The sequence below is a fragment of the Mycolicibacterium frederiksbergense genome (assembly GCF_012223425.1).
GTDB lineage: Bacteria > Actinomycetota > Actinomycetes > Mycobacteriales > Mycobacteriaceae > Mycobacterium > Mycobacterium frederiksbergense.
Window position 1 is genome coordinate 888,688 of the sequence record NZ_CP038799.1, and the last position, 14,744, is coordinate 903,431.

At 69.0% G+C, this 14,744-nt stretch carries 15 protein-coding genes; 10 read left to right on the forward strand and 5 right to left on the reverse strand.

Annotated features, from left to right (window positions below):
* The first annotated feature begins 243 nt into the window (after positions 1-243).
* The gene (fasR, locus tag EXE63_RS07220) at positions 244-903 is read left to right on the forward strand and encodes an HTH-type transcriptional activator FasR (RefSeq protein ID WP_057166733.1); all 660 of its coding nucleotides are present in this window, start codon (positions 244-246) and stop codon (positions 901-903) included.
* A 19-nt stretch (positions 904-922) separates the two neighbouring features.
* Here fasR and EXE63_RS07225 read toward each other — a convergent pair whose 3' ends face one another.
* Positions 923-1,171, reverse strand: a complete 249-nt coding sequence (locus tag EXE63_RS07225) for a DUF3107 domain-containing protein (RefSeq protein WP_168141365.1) — start codon at positions 1,169-1,171, stop codon at positions 923-925.
* Positions 1,172-1,383: 212 nt separating this feature from the next.
* Here EXE63_RS07225 and EXE63_RS07230 point away from each other — a divergent pair, with 212 nt between their 5' ends.
* The gene (locus tag EXE63_RS07230; RefSeq protein ID WP_168141366.1) at positions 1,384-2,268 is read left to right on the forward strand and encodes a hypothetical protein; all 885 of its coding nucleotides are present in this window, start codon (positions 1,384-1,386) and stop codon (positions 2,266-2,268) included.
* 4 nt (positions 2,269-2,272) lie between these two features.
* Here EXE63_RS07230 and EXE63_RS07235 read toward each other — a convergent pair whose 3' ends face one another.
* Positions 2,273-2,989, reverse strand: a complete 717-nt coding sequence (locus EXE63_RS07235) for a ferritin-like fold-containing protein (RefSeq protein WP_168141367.1) — start codon at positions 2,987-2,989, stop codon at positions 2,273-2,275.
* Positions 2,990-3,284: 295 nt separating this feature from the next.
* Between EXE63_RS07235 and EXE63_RS07240 the strand changes: the two genes are divergently transcribed.
* Positions 3,285-4,844: a DEAD/DEAH box helicase gene (locus EXE63_RS07240; protein WP_168141368.1), complete on the forward strand. Its 1,560-nt coding sequence runs from the start codon at positions 3,285-3,287 to the stop codon at positions 4,842-4,844.
* Positions 4,845-6,098 (forward strand): Rv3212 family protein, encoded by a 1,254-nt coding sequence (locus tag EXE63_RS07245; protein WP_168141369.1) that lies wholly within the window; start codon positions 4,845-4,847, stop codon positions 6,096-6,098.
* A 4-nt stretch (positions 6,099-6,102) separates the two neighbouring features.
* Here the strand turns inward: EXE63_RS07245 and EXE63_RS07250 are convergent, their stop codons facing one another.
* Positions 6,103-6,897: a ParA family protein gene (locus tag EXE63_RS07250; RefSeq protein ID WP_168141370.1), complete on the reverse strand. Its 795-nt coding sequence runs from the start codon at positions 6,895-6,897 to the stop codon at positions 6,103-6,105.
* Positions 6,898-6,954: 57 nt separating this feature from the next.
* Here EXE63_RS07250 and EXE63_RS07255 point away from each other — a divergent pair, with 57 nt between their 5' ends.
* From EXE63_RS07255 to EXE63_RS07265, 3 genes are read left to right on the forward strand one after another with little or no spacing between them, the layout of a single operon-like run.
* On the forward strand, positions 6,955-7,569 hold the full coding sequence (locus EXE63_RS07255; protein ID WP_168141371.1) for an acid phosphatase: 615 nt from the start codon (positions 6,955-6,957) through the stop codon (positions 7,567-7,569).
* Positions 7,566-8,657 (forward strand): isochorismate synthase, encoded by a 1,092-nt coding sequence (locus EXE63_RS07260; protein WP_234904408.1) that lies wholly within the window; start codon positions 7,566-7,568, stop codon positions 8,655-8,657. Before EXE63_RS07255 ends, EXE63_RS07260 begins: the two co-directional genes overlap by 4 nt.
* 28 nt (positions 8,658-8,685) lie before the next feature.
* Positions 8,686-9,165 (forward strand): GNAT family N-acetyltransferase, encoded by a 480-nt coding sequence (locus EXE63_RS07265; protein ID WP_168141372.1) that lies wholly within the window; start codon positions 8,686-8,688, stop codon positions 9,163-9,165.
* Positions 9,166-9,202: 37 nt separating this feature from the next.
* On the opposite strand, the gene EXE63_RS07270 is transcribed toward EXE63_RS07265, so the two are convergent.
* Together EXE63_RS07270 and aroQ are read right to left on the reverse strand one after the other, a co-directional pair.
* Positions 9,203-9,583, reverse strand: coding sequence for a hypothetical protein (locus EXE63_RS07270; protein ID WP_168141373.1), 381 nt, complete (start codon positions 9,581-9,583; stop codon positions 9,203-9,205).
* Entirely contained in the window at positions 9,580-10,020 is a 441-nt protein-coding gene (gene aroQ, locus EXE63_RS07275) for a type II 3-dehydroquinate dehydratase (protein ID WP_168141374.1), read from the reverse strand. The genes EXE63_RS07270 and aroQ overlap by 4 nt, the downstream gene beginning before the upstream one ends.
* Positions 10,021-10,149: 129 nt before the next feature.
* On the opposite strand from aroQ, the gene EXE63_RS07280 reads away from it, so the two are divergent.
* Genes EXE63_RS07280 through EXE63_RS07290 form a run of 3 tightly spaced genes read left to right on the forward strand, consistent with a single transcriptional unit; the run spans position 10,150 to position 14,709 of the window.
* Positions 10,150-11,241, forward strand: a complete 1,092-nt coding sequence (locus EXE63_RS07280) for an acyl-CoA dehydrogenase family protein (protein ID WP_168141375.1) — start codon at positions 10,150-10,152, stop codon at positions 11,239-11,241.
* 1 nt (position 11,242) lies between these two features.
* Positions 11,243-12,439, forward strand: a complete 1,197-nt coding sequence (locus tag EXE63_RS07285; RefSeq protein WP_168141376.1) for an acyl-CoA dehydrogenase family protein — start codon at positions 11,243-11,245, stop codon at positions 12,437-12,439.
* 5 nt (positions 12,440-12,444) lie between these two features.
* Positions 12,445-14,709: a CaiB/BaiF CoA-transferase family protein gene (locus tag EXE63_RS07290; RefSeq protein ID WP_168141377.1), complete on the forward strand. Its 2,265-nt coding sequence runs from the start codon at positions 12,445-12,447 to the stop codon at positions 14,707-14,709.
* Positions 14,710-14,744 lie beyond the last annotated feature (35 nt).

Here is a 14,744-nt window from a genome sequence, read left to right on the forward strand (position 1 = left end):
CGGTGAACCGATTTCCCGGGTCGCTGCGCTCCTGCCCTCCCAGGGCACGGTCGCCGACGCGACGCCCCGGGTCGTAGGTCACCGAACCAGGATGGCACAGCCGCGCCACCGACACGGGCACCGACACCGGGCGCTCCCCCAGCGTGCGGTAGTAATGTCGTGTCGATCGGCAGCTACACCCACCGATGAGGCGCACACCAGCGCACGAGCGTGAGCAGCACACTTTGTGAAATTGAGGACGTAATGAGCGATCTCGCCAATGCCGCCGGGGCGCGGGGCGCCAAGGCCGGCACCGGCGGCAACCGGCGCGGCAACCGTCTGCCCCGCGACGAACGCCGCGGCCAACTGCTTATTGCGGCCAGCGAAGTCTTCGTCGACCGCGGCTACCACGCCGCCGGCATGGACGAAATCGCCGACCGGGCCGGAGTCAGCAAGCCCGTTCTGTACCAACACTTCTCGTCGAAGCTGGAGCTGTACCTCGCGGTTCTGCAACGCCATGTCGACAACCTCGTCTCCGGCGTGCGCCAGGCGCTGCGCACCACCACCGACAACCGGCAGCGACTGCGGGCAGCGGTACAGGCGTTCTTCGAGTTCGTCGAGCACGACAGCCAGGGCTACCGGCTGATCTTCGAGAACGACTACGTCACCGAGCCGCAGGTGGCCGCCCAGGTGAAGGTCGCCACCGAATCGTGCACCGACGCGGTGTTCGACCTGATCAGCCGGGATTCCGGGCTGGAGGCACACCGTGCCCGGATGATCGCGGTGGGACTGGTGTCCACCAGCGTCGACTGCGCGCGCTACTGGCTGGACAACGACCGCCCGATCTCCAAGGACGCGGCGGTCGAGGGCACGGTGCAGTTCGCCTGGGGCGGCCTGTCACACGTGCCGCTGACCCGGTCCTGAGGACCGGGCCAGCCGAGCACTAGCTGGTCTTGATGGCCTCTGCGCCGACCCCGAAGCCGACCTTGCGGCTGTCGGCGGCACCAATCTCGACGTAGGCGATCTTCGCCGACGGCACCAGGTAGCGGCGCCCCTTCTCGTCGGTCAGAGCGAGCACGGCCGACGTGTCACCCAATGACTTGATGATCGCCTGTTCCACCTCGTCGGGTGTCTGCGCGGTGCTGATGATCAGCTCTCGCGGGCTGTCGGTGACCCCGATCTTGATGTCCACGCTGCGGGCCTTTCGGTTGGTTGGCGATGCTTCGACAAAGGCTAGTGGACGCGGTCACGCTCCCGCCGCCGTGGTCGTTGCGCCGTGAGCGAAGCACCCTGATCAGACCGACGCCGGACCGTGACCCGACCGCGACCGCGTCAACATCATCTGTCACATCTGCCCCACTAACATCGGTTGAGTACGTGCCGGAACTATCTGGGAAATGGGTTATGAGCAGGCAATACGCCCCTTATTCGACCACCCGTGACAGCTACTCGGGCAGCGGCTACCGGTCGGCCGAACCGACCGACCCGGAAGCCGATCAGCAGCCCGGATACCTCAGCGACCGCGAGCGTCGGCGGGCTGCCCGGCGAGGCGCCGGCTACGGGCGCGTCCCCCGCGCGACGTACGCCAACTACGACACCTATGACCCTGCCTACGACGAGGTCGTCTATGACGACGAGGCCGACACCGACTACACCGATTACGAGTTCCCGGCCGACTACCACGAACCGCTGGACCGCCGCTGGATCTGGGTGGCCGGTGTCGCGGGCGTCATCCTGATGGTCGCGGTGATCTGCACCGGCGTCATCCTCGGCGGCGGAGACAGCGGCACCGTGTCCGCGGGCGCCACCACGTCGGCGGACGCGGAACCCACCGCGCAGCCCTCGGCGACCGCCGCACCCAGCGTCGCCGCGCCGGCACCCGCCATTCCCGCGTTGCCGCCCGAAACCATCACCACGGTGACGCCGAGCGCCACCGCCACCCCCGTTCCCGCGCCGATCCCCACGACCCCGGCGCCGATCGTCGTGCCCGAGGCGCCCGTGGCCGACCCGGCCCTGGCAGCCCGCACCGTGACCTACCACGTGACCGGCAACCGGCAGCTGATCGATCTGATCACCGTCATCTACACCGACCAGCAGGGCGCGCTGCAGACCGACGTCAACGTCGCGCTGCCGTGGGTGAAAACCGTCACCCTGGATCCGGGGGTGTCGCTGACCTCGGTGACCGCCACCAGCGTCGGCGGGCAGCTCAACTGCTCGATCGTCGACGGCAGCGGTGCCGCGGTGGCGGTTCAGGCCAACAACACGATGATCACGACCTGCACCCGGTAGCCGCTCAGGCCAGACCGAGTTCCTGCATGCGGCTGGTGTGGGTGCGCTGCAGCTGATCGAAGAACTCCGAAAGCTGAGCCAGCCCCTCGCTGCTGCTGATGACCAAATCGACCAGTTCGTCGTGATCGGCGAGCACGAACTGGGCCTGGGTGATGGCCTCACCGAGCAGTCGCCGGGACCACAGCGCCAGCCGGTGCCGCTGCCGGTCGCTGGCGTTGACCGCGGCCCGCACCTCGGCCACCACGAATTGCGAGTGCCCGGTCTCGGCCAGCACCGAGCGCACCACATCGGAGGCCTCCGGTGGCAGCGCATCGGCGATCTGCAGATAGAAATCGGCCGCGAGCGCATCGCCGATATAGGTCTTGACCAGCGCTTCCAGCCAGGTGCTCGGGGTGGTCAGGCGGTGATAGTTCTCCAACGCGGGAGCGTATTTCGTCATCGCGGGCACGGTGTCGACCCCGCGGGCCGCCAAGGCCTCGTGCAGCACCTCGTAGTGCCGCATCTCGGCGGCCGCCATGCTGGCCATGTTGATGCGGCCGGCCAGATTGGGCGCCATCCGGGCCTCTTCGGTCAGCCGGTAGAAGGCGGTCACCTCGCCGTAGGCCAGGAGCGCGAACAACTCGGTGACTCCCGGCTGATCGACCGACACGCCCGGCGCCCGAGTCTCGCCGATGGAGACGACAGGCTGCGTGGACGACGTCTGCGGCGTCGAAGAAATCATGGTCCAACTCTAGTCGCCGGGCGAGGTGGCGACCGGGTAGCGGGTTGACCAGCTATCATGGGAGCCAGGTAGCGGCCTTCTGAGCTATGCAAACGACTTGTTTCGACCGGTCGCCACCAAAGAAATGTGCGTGCACGTGGTTCGGCCCGCCCTCGATCGGCAGGGCCCGACGGAGCGGTATACCCCGTCTAGCTGGGAATACCCGCCTTTTACTCGTCATCGTCGTGCGCGCGTGGACGCGACGAGGAAAGACACCGAAAGGCTGACGGCAGCGAAAGCTACGCCGACCACACATATGACTTCACCTGACCTGACTGCACCCGAAACACCCGATGTGGATGTCACCGTCCCCGAGACCAAGCCGGCCATCTCGTTCGCCGAACTGGGAGTGCGTGACGAAATCGTCCGTGCCCTGGCCGAGACCGGCAAGGAACACGCCTTCGCCATCCAGGAACTGACCCTGCCGCTCGCGCTGGCCGGCGACGACCTGATCGGTCAGGCCCGCACCGGCATGGGCAAGACCCTCGCCTTCGGCGTGCCGCTGCTGCACCGGATCACCAGCGACGGCGGCCGCCCGCTCAACGGCACTCCGCGCGCGCTCATCGTGGTGCCGACCCGCGAACTCTGCCTGCAGGTCTACAACGACCTGGAACTCGCCTCCAAATACCTGCGCGCCGACGATGTGGAGGGGCACGCCGACCGCAAGTTCGTGGTGACCTCCATCTACGGCGGGCGCCCCTACGAGCCTCAGATCGAGGCGCTGCGCAAGGGCGTCGACGTCGTCGTCGGTACCCCGGGCCGGCTGCTCGACCTGGCCCAGCAGGGACACCTTCAGCTGGGCAGCCTGTCGGTGCTGGTGCTCGACGAGGCCGACGAAATGCTCGACCTGGGCTTCCTGCCCGATATCGAGCGCATTCTCCGGCTCACCCCCGATGACCGGCAGGCGATGCTGTTCTCGGCGACCATGCCGGGCCCCATCATCACGCTGGCACGCACCTTCATGAACCAGCCCACCCATATCCGGGCCGAGGCCCCCCAGTCCTCACAGACCCACGACACCACCGAGCAGTTCGCCTACCGTGCCCACGCGCTGGACAAGGTGGAGATGGTCGGGCGCATCCTGCAGGCCGAGGGCCGCGGCGCGACGATGATCTTCACCCGCACCAAGCGCACCGCGCAGAAGGTCGCCGACGAGCTGGCCGAGCGTGGGTTCAAAGTCGGCGCCGTGCACGGCGACCTCGGCCAGATCGCGCGTGAGAAGGCGCTCAAGGCCTTCCGCACCGGTGATGTCGACGTGCTGGTCGCCACCGATGTCGCCGCCCGCGGTATCGACATCGACGACATCACCCACGTCATCAACTACCAAATTCCCGAGGATGAGCAGGCCTACGTGCACCGCATCGGCCGGACCGGGCGCGCGGGCAAGACCGGCATCGCGGTCACCCTCGTCGACTGGGATGAGCTGCCGCGCTGGACGATGATCGACAAGGCGCTGGGCCTGAACAACCCCGATCCGGTCGAAACCTATTCCAGCTCACCGCATCTGTACGACGAGCTGAAAATTCCGGCCGGTGTGACCGGTTCGCTGACTGCGCCGCCACGCAAGACCAAGACCCGCACCGAAGGTGAACGCGTCGAGCGCACCGAACGTCCGGCCCGCAACCGCGATCGCACCCGCCAGCGCACCCGCGCCGGACAGCCCGCGTCCGGCCATCCCGAGGGCGAGTCCGCGCCGCAGGACAACACCGAGGGCCCCGCTGCCGACGCGGGCCAGGACTCCGAGGCCACCGACGCACCGGCCAAGCGCCGCCGCCGGCGTCGCCCGCGCAAGACCTCGACTCCCGCCACCGGCTAAGTGGTCGCTGACAAACATCCCAGGTCGCCGCGCTCCTGCCCGCCGCCGGAACGCCGCACGCGCGGCGATCTGATCGCCGCGGCGGTGATCGTCGTGGTCGTCGCCGTCACCGCGGCGCTGATCTGGTGGACCAGCGATGCGCGGGCCACCATCAGCAAGCCGGCCGCCGAACCGGTGCCGAGCCTGACCCCGGCCACCCAGGTGCCGGACACACTCGAGCAGTTGTGGACGGCCCCGAGCGCGAAGACCACGATGCCGCTGGTGGTGGCCGGTGCGCTGGTGACCGGCGACGGCAACGGCGTCATCGGCCGTGACCCGCTCACCGGCACGGAATTGTGGAGCTACACCCGCGATCTCGAGTTGTGCGGCGTGACATCGGTGTATCAGTACGCCGTCGCGGTGTACCCGGACGCGCGGGGCTGCGGGCAGGCCAGCACCATCGATGCCGGGACCGGCAAGCGCGGCCCGGCTCGCACCGCCTACGCCGATCCCGAGGTGCACCTGTCCTCGGACGGCAGCACGGTGCTCTCGGCCGGCGACAGCCGCCTGGAACTGTGGCGTTCGGACATGGTCCGCATGCTCGGCTGGGGAACGCTCGATGCGCGCGTCAAGCCCGATGTGCCGCAGTCACCGCTGTGCCGGCTGGTGTCGGCAGCGGCCAGTTCGGCCGCGGTGTCGGTGCTCGAATCGTGCCCGGAACAGACCGAGATGCGCCTGACCCTGCTTCGGCCGTCCGATGAGGAAGACACCCCCGAGGTCAAATACGAACAGCAGCCCGGTGTTTCATCCGATGCCGACGCCCGGGTGATCGCGGTCTCCGATACCACCACCGCGGTGTACCTGCCGACACCGAAGCCGGTGGTCAATATCGTCGACGACACCGGCACGGTCACCGCCAGCACGTTGCTGGACAAGGCGCCGTCGGCGGCGGCCACGATGTCCCGGACCGGTGACCTGATCACCTGGTGGACCGGCGATTCCGTGCTGGTCTTCGAGGCCGCCGGCCTGCGCTACAAATACACCGTCGCACCCGCGCCCGGCGGCGCGCCGGTCGGCCCGGGAACCATGATGGCCGGCGAGCTGCTGGTTCCGGTCACCGACGGCTACGACGTGTTCGACGCCGAAACCGGAACCGGCATAAGGCATATCGACCTGGACCGCGAACCGACGGACAGCGCCGTCGTGCCGGCCGCAGCCGGTTCCACGCTGGTCGAGCAGCGCGGCGACACCGTCGTCGCGCTGGGCTCATCCTGAACCCCTAGACCTCCGGGGTGAAGGTGCCCAGCGCCTTACCGGATTTCCAGTGCTTGAGCAGCGCCTCGGCCAGTTCCCGATAGGCGACCGCGCCCTTGTTCTTCCGGCCCGCCAGCACCGACGACCCCGAGGCGCTGGCCTCGGCGAACCGCACGGTGCGCGGAATCGGCGGCGCGAGCACCGGCAGCTGATAACGATCGGCCACGTCGAACAGCACGTCGCGGCTGTGCGTGGTGCGCGCGTCATAGAGCGTGGGCAGCGCACCGAGCATCTTGAGATCGGGGTTGGTGATCTGTTGGACGTCGTTCACGGTCCGCAGGAACTGCCCCACACCGCGGTGTGCCAGCGTCTCGCATTGCAACGGCACGATCACCTCGTCGGCGGCCGTCAGCCCGTTGAGCGTCAGCACACCCAGCGAAGGCGGGCAGTCGATCACCACCACATCGAAAGCCTCCGCGATCTTGGCCAGGGCGCGCTTGAGCGCATACTCACGCCCGGCCCGCATCAGCAGCATCGCCTCCGCACCGGCCAGGTCGATATTGGCCGGCAACAGCGTCATGCCCTCGGGCGTCTCGACGAGCGCCGTGTCCGGTTCGACGTCGCCGAGCAGCACTTCGTGGATCGACACTGCAAGGGTGTCCGGGTCGTGGCCAAGCGAAAACGTCAGGGAACCCTGCGGATCGAGATCGACGAGCAGTACCCGCCGGCCCTTCTCCGCCATCGCCGCACCGATCGACGCCACCGTCGTCGTCTTGGCGACCCCACCCTTTTGATTGGCGACCGCTAATACTCGCGTCACAGCACCATCCAAGCACGGATGCGGCGGTTGGCTGCTCCGTGCGGCAGAATCGCACCTGTGAGCGTCCACCAGCACCGGTTGATCTTGCTGCGCCATGGCGAAACCGAGTGGTCACGCAGCGGTAAGCACACCGGACGCACCGATATCGACCTCCTCGACATCGGCCGCGAACAGGCCGCGCTGGCCGCCGAGGTCATCGGTGACCTGCAACTGCGCCACCCGCTGGTGGTCAGCAGCCCGCGTCGGCGTGCCCAGGTGACCGCCGCGCTCGCTGGGCTGACGGTCGACGAGGTCTCACCGCTGCTGGCCGAATGGGATTACGGCGACTACGAGGGCCTGACCACCCCCGAGATCCGTGAAACGGTTCCGGGCTGGACGGTGTGGACGCACGAATCCCCCGGCGGCGAGACGGCCATCCAGGTGTCCGACCGCGCCGACGCCGCCATCGCCCTGGCCTTGGAACACATGGAATCCCGGGACGTGGTGTTCGTCGGCCACGGTCATTTCTCCCGCTCGGTACTGAGCCGGTGGGTCGAACTGCCCATCTCCGAGGGGGTGCGGTTCTCGATGGCCGCCGCCTCGATCGCGGTGTGTGGGTTCGAGAAGGGCATCCGCCAGATCAGCGCGCTCGGGCTGACCGGGCACACCAATCCCTGCCTGCCCCCGGCGTGACCCCAACCTTCGTCCTTTCCGGGCCGTCGGGCACCGTGCTGGCCGACGGCAGCGACACCGGCTTCTCGGAGGTTGCCGCCGCCCAGCATGCGCTGCGCACCGGTGCCGCGCCGGTGGTGTTGGGCGCCTTGCCTTTTGACCTCGACGGCCCCGCAGCCCTGCAGGTGCCCGGCACTGTCCGCCGGACCGACGGATTGCCGGAATGGTCCGACACCGCCCCACCGGTGATCCACACCCGCGACACGTTGCCGCCGGGCCCCGTGCACCGGGAACGGGTGGCCGAGGCGGTGCGCCGGCTGCGCGCCGCGGAGTCACCGCTGCAGAAGGTCGTGCTGGCGCGCGCGATGCGGCTGGTCGCCGACACCCCGTGGGATGCCCGCTCGGTGCTGCGCAGGCTGGCCGCCGCCGATCCCGCGGCGACGGTCTACCTGGCCGACCTGTCACCGGCCGGGGCCGAGTATCAAGGGCGGCTCCTCGTCGGCGCCAGCCCGGAACTGCTGGTTGCCCGCGACGGTGACACGGTGGTCTGCCAACCGTTCGCGGGTTCGGCACCGCGCTCGGCCGACCCCGATGTCGACGCGCGCAACGCTGCGGCCCTGGCCGCATCCGGCAAGAACCGGCACGAGCATGCGCTGGTCGTGAATGTGATGCGCTCGGCACTGGAACCGCTGTGTGCCGACCTGGAGATCGCCGACGAACCGCAACTGCACGGCACCGACGCGCTGTGGCATCTGAGCACCCCGATCCGCGGCCGGCTGCGATCGGCACAGACCACCGCGCTGGATCTGGCGCTCGCGCTGCACCCGACACCGGCGGTGGGCGGCGTGCCCACCGATCTGGCCGCCGCACTGATCACGGAGTTGGAGGGCGACCGCGGCTTCTACGCCGGCGCCGTCGGCTGGTGCGACGCGCGCGGCGACGGCCGCTGGGTGGTGTCGATCCGGTGCGCGATGCTGGATGCCGACCGCCGCAGCGCGCTCGCGCACGCGGGCGGTGGCATCGTCGCCGAGTCCGATCCCGATGACGAGGTCGACGAGACCACTACGAAATTCCGGACGATCCTGACAGGGTTGGGGGCAAGCACATGACATCGGCGAGCAGCGGAGCGAATCGCACATGACTGAAATGATCCGCCGCGCGCGACCGGGTGACGAGGCCGAGATCGTCGCGATGATCCGCGAGCTGGCCGAGTTCGAACACGCCGCCGATGAGTGCGTGGTGACCGAAAAATCGCTGCACAGAGCTCTTTTCAACGATCAGCCGACCGCACACGCCCATATCGTCGAGATCGACGGCCGGGCCGCGGCGACCGCGGTATGGTTCCTGAACTTCTCCACCTGGGACGGGGTGTCCGGGATCTACCTGGAGGACCTCTACGTGCGGCCGGATTTCCGCCGCCGCGGCCTGGCCCGGAAATTGTTGTCCACCTTGGCCGCCGAGTGCCAGACCCACGGCTACACGCGGCTGAGCTGGGCGGTGCTCAAATGGAACGTCAATGCCATCGCGCTGTATGACGCCGTCGGTGGCAAGCCGCAGACCGAATGGACCACCTACCGGGTGTCGGGGCCGGAACTCACCGCGCTGGCCCAAGGCTGATTCCCGGATCGCTCCGCTCCAGCCCGCCGGACGAGATCTAGTCCCGGCCCGCCATCCACTGCACCGACGACGGGCTGAACAACATGCCCAGCGCCGTCAGCGCCAGCAGACCGACCAGGATGCCGTAGACCACGTGGTGGCTGGTGATGACATACCAGGCGATCGGCAACAGCAGCAGGTTGGTGGGCACCGCGATCCCGCGCCCCCAGCGCCGGCCCGTGATCAGCGCCCAGCCACCGGCCAGCACGCCACCGCCGATGAGCACGAACCAGACCGCGGTGCCGTACCCGTTGACGATCTGTTGGTCGGCACCGCCGAGAGCCCGGATCAGCAGCAGCGCGGCCATGATCAGCCCGGCCACGCCCTCGGCCGCCACCAGGAATCCCACGTAGCGGACGATCGGCGGCTGCAGGTTCACGACAGTTTTGCGGCGAAGTAGCGCACCGCATACTCGTAACCGGCGGGCCCGGCACCGGCGATCACGACGTCGGCCACCTCCGAGACGAAGGAGTGCCGACGGTACTCCTCGCGGGCATGCACGTTGCTCAAATGCACCTCCACCACCGGCACATCGACCGATCGCAGGGCATCGGCGATGGCCACCGAGGTGTGGCTGTAGGCGCCCGGGTTGATGATGATGCCGGCGCAGTCCGCGCGAGCATCATGAATGGCATCGATCAGGACGCCCTCGTGGTTGCTCTGCACGACTCGCCCGTCAAAGCCGTGCTCAGCGGCCACCTCGATGAACCGCTGCTCGATCTGCGCGAGCGTGGTGGCACCGTAGATTTCGGGCTGACGGGTCCCGAGCAGATTCAGGTTGGGGCCGTTCACGAGCAGCAATCGGCGTTCGGTCACGTGAGTACGGTACCGACGCGGACGGGCACAGCGCCAAGTCCGTGGCCGACCGGCGTTTCCCGATCGGAAACGTGCCGGTGTCGGCGTGCGTGATTTACACAGCCCCGGTGACCGCGTTGCATGGACGCCATGACGATCAGCGTGACCGAGCGGGCCGAGCTGCGATCCGCGGTCCGCGCCCTGCTGCACGACGAATGCACCGAGGCCGACGTGCGGCGGGTGATGACCTCCCCGGACGGCTTCGACCGTGCACTGTGGGCCAAGCTGGCCGCGCAGGGCGTGCCGGGACTGCTGGTGGAACCCGAGTACGGCGGGGTCGGTCTGGGCGCCCTCGAGCTGGAGGCCGTCGCCGAGGAGACCGGGGCCGCCCTGCTGCCCGCGCCATTCCTGTCCAGCGCGGTACTGACCGTCGCACTCATCCAGTCGGCCGGCACCGAGGCCGACAAGCAGCGCCTGCTCCCCCGGCTGGCCGACGGCACCGCGATCGGCACCGTCGCCGTCACCGGGGCCCGTGGAACCTGGACCGAGGACGCTGTCGACATCCGGGCCGGCGCGGACGCCACCCTGACCGGGACCGCGCACTACGTCATCTTCGGGCAGATCGCCGAGGTCATCCTGGTCATCGCAGTGACCGACGACGGTCCCGCCGTCTTCGAGGTCGCCTCCGATGCCCCCGGCTTCCAGCGCACCGCCGCAACGGTTTTCGATGCGACCAGCCCGCTGTCCACCTACACCTTCACCGCCACCCCGGCCCGGCGCATCGGCACCGCGGGCTGGGACGCGGTGCAGCAGGCGCTGGATCTGGCGGTCATCGCCATGGCCGGCGAGCAGGCCGGCGGCACCCGGCGAATCTTCGACATGACCGTCGAATACCTCAAGACCCGCATCCAGTTCGGCCGCCCGATCGGCAGTTTCCAGGCGCTCAAACACATGGCTGCCGACCTGCTGCTGCAGGTCGAATCGGCGACGTCGGCGGCCCAGCACGCCGCGGACCGCTACCAGGACCCCGAAACCCGCCCCGGCGCCGTCGCGCTGGCGGGCTTCGCGTGCGCCGAGGCGTATGTCGAGACGGCCATGCAGGCCATCCAGATGCACGGCGGCATCGGGTTCACCTGGGAGCATCCCGCGCACCTGTTCCTGCGCCGGGCACGCACCGGCCTGCTGCTGTTCGGCGACTCCGCGGCACACCGCGAGCGCTACCTGCTGTCGAAGGGCGCCTAAGATGACCGAGAACACCCTGCCCTGCGCCGACGACCTGCGTGCCGAGGTCCGCGACTGGCTGGCCGCCCACTGGACCGCGCTGCCCAAATCCGATGACCCGTGGGCGAGTTCCCCGGAACGTATCGCCTGGCTGGAGAAGGTCCTCGACGCCGGGTACGCCGCACCGACCTACCCCGGCGACTGGTACGGCCGGGAGTACCCCAACCAGCTCGCCAACGTCATCGAGCAGGAGTTCCGCGCGGTGCGCGCCCCGGGCGCCCGCCAGGACAAATACAGCATCCCGGCCAACACCGTCCTGAAATTCGGCACCGAGCAGATCAAACATGACCTGTTGCGCGACTTCCTGACCGAGAGGTCGCGGACCTGCCTGCTCTACAGCGAGCCGGGTGCCGGTTCTGACCTGGCCGGTATCCGGACGACGGCCGTGCGCGACGGCGACCAGTGGGTGATCAACGGCCAGAAGGTGTGGACATCGGGGGCACTGACGTCGGACTACGCGCTGCTGATCGCCCGCACCGACTGGGATGCGCCCAAACACAAGGGCATCACCTTCTTCATCATCGGAATGAAACAACCCGGGATCGAAGTCCGACCGCTGCACCAGATCACCGGTGAGTCGCACTTCAACGAGGTGTTCATCACCGATGCGAAGACGCCCGACGCCTACGTCGTCGGCGGCACCGGCAACGGGTGGCGGGTGCTGCAGACCGCGCTCGCCTACGAGCGGTCCCTGATGGGCGCGGCCGGCCGCTCCGGACGCAACCAGTCCCGCGCCAACAGCCTGGTCGAACTGGCCCGCGAGCACGGACGACTCGACGACGCCGCGGTGCGCAGATCGCTGGCCGAGGTGCTCGCCCTGCGAGAACTCAACGGCCTCAACAATGCCCGCGCGAAGGCCGAGGCCAAGCAGGGCACCTCGAGCCCGGTCATGTCGCTCGGCAAGCTGGCGATGTCGGGCATCCTGCATGCCGAGGCGCGACTGAAGACCGACATCATCGGCGCGCAGGCACTGCTGGCCGGCCCCGACAACCCCGAATCCGATGACGTGAACTTCCTGACGCTCAACGCGTTCTTCACCTCGATCGGCGGCGGCACCGACCAGATCCAGCGCAACATCATCGGCGGACGGGTGCTCGGGCTACCCAAGGAACCCGAAGTCGACCGCGACATCCCGTTCCGCCAGGCCCGGAGGAACTAGAACCCATGCCCTATGACCCACCACTGTCCGGCGTACGGGTCCTCGACCTGACCACCGGCCCGATGACGGCCGTCGGGCGCCTACTGGCCGATCTGGGAGCCCACGTCATTGTCGTTGCGCTGCAGGGTGTCAGCTCCCAGGACGAACCGGTGCCGCTGGACACGGCGATGAACCGGCACGGCCTGGATACGGTGACCGTGACGGACCCCGACACCTGGACCCGCATGCTGGCCGGCGCGGACATCCTCGTCGAGAACACCGCGCCGGGCTCGGCCGCCGAAACCGCGCTGGCCGTCCGCGCGATCCGGACGGCGCACCCGGCACTGGTGATCCTGTCCATCAGCGATTTCGGCCGCGACACCCGATTCCGGAACTGGCAGGCCACCACGCCGGTACTGCACGCGCTGACCAGTGAGCTGTCCCGGTCCGGGATCCCCGGGCGCGAACCCCTGGTGCCACCCGGACGCCACCTGCCCTACCAGGTCGCCGCCGCGCAGGCGGCGGTGTTCACCGTCAGCGTGCTGCTGGACCGATTACGCACCGGCGAAGGCGATCTCATCGACTTCTCGGTGCTCGACGGCGCCATGCAGACCCTCGATCCGCCGTACGGCACGGCCGGTACCGCCTCGGCGGGGGTGGCGCTCAGCGCGCAGAAGCGCAACTGGGCTGCCGAGCAGTTGCGCTATCCGATCATCGCGTGCCGCGACGGGCACGTGCGAATCTGTCTGCTGGCCAAAAGGCAGTGGGAGGGCATGTTCGAATGGTTGGGCCGCCCAGCCGAATTCGCCGACCCGAAGTACTACAGTCTGCGCGAGCGCCTCACCTCGGTCCAGTTGCTCGGCGCGATCGGGCGGTTCTGCGCCGACAAGACGCGCGCCGAACTGGAGGAGCAGGGCCAACGCCACCGGGTGCCGACCGCGGCAGTGCTGTCCCTCGCCGAGGCGCTGCGCAGCGAACACGTCAGAGAGCGCGGCTTCTTTCGCGACGTCGAGCTCAGCACGGGCGTGACGGCGCCGGTTCCGGTGGGCATCGTCGAGATCGACGGGCACCGGGCCAGCACACTCAACTCCCCCACCACGCCGACCGCGCGGCCGGCGGGTGCACCCATCCTGGCCGGCCGCACCCGCCGCGACCAAGGCCTGCCACTGGAGGGCCTGCGGGTGCTGGATCTCGGGGTCATCGTGGTGGGCAGCGATACCGGCCGGCTGTTCGGTGACCTCGGCGCCGACGTCGTCAAGATCGAGAACTCGGCGTTCCCGGACGGACTGCGCGGCAACCTTGCGTCGATATCGCACACCTATGCCGCCGGGCACCGCAACAAGAAGTCGATCAGCATCGACCTACGGATCCCGGAAGGCCAGGCGCTGGCGCACCGGCTCGTCGAGTCCGCCGATGTGGTCCTCACCAACTTCAAGCCCGGTGTCGCCGCCGCCCTGGGAATGGACCACGACACGCTGCGCCTGATCAACCCGGGCATCGTCGTGGTGGACAGTTCGGCATTCGGCCCGACCGGGCCGTGGGCCAACCGGCTGGGCTACGGCCCGCTGGTCCGGGCCGCCGCCGGGTTCACCGACCAGTGGGCCTACCCGGGCGAAAGCGATGCCTTCTGCGATGCCGTCACCGTCTACCCCGACCATGTCGCCGCCCGGATCGGCGCGCTCGCCGCGCTGGCCCTGCTGCTGCGCCGGGAGCGCACCGGGGCCGGCGGAGCCGCCAGCGTCGCCCAGTCCGAGGTGATGATCAGCCATCTGGCCGCCGAGATCGCCGGCAAGGTGCTCGACCTGCCGGAGCAGCCGCCCGCGCATCCGTGGGGCGTGTTCCCCGCCAAGGGCGATGGCGCCTGGGTCGCGGTGACCGTCCGCGACGATGCCGATGACCGCGCCCTTCGCACCGTGATCGGCGCACGGTCGCTGCCCGAATGGACCGCCGAGCACAGCGCCGAAGAGGCGATGGACCTGCTCCAGAGCGCGGGGGTGCCCGCCGGTGCGGTGCTGCACGCCGCCGATGTGCCCGGCTGGGCCTACTACGTCGACCGGCGCGCCTTCCGGGAGGAGTTGCATCCGCACGGCCGGGAGCCCTACATCCTGGAGAACGCCCAGATCCACTCCGACCGCATCGCGGACCCGCCGCTGGGGCAGGCCCCCCTGCTGGGTGAGCAGACCCGCGAGCTGGCCGCCGAGCTGCTGGGACTGAGCCAGGACGAGATCGACGACCTGATGGCCCGCGGGGTCCTGGAGTCGGTGGCCGAGGCGGCCGCAGAGCCTCGCTGACCCGGCTCGCACCCGACCGGCTTAAGATCGCCGGA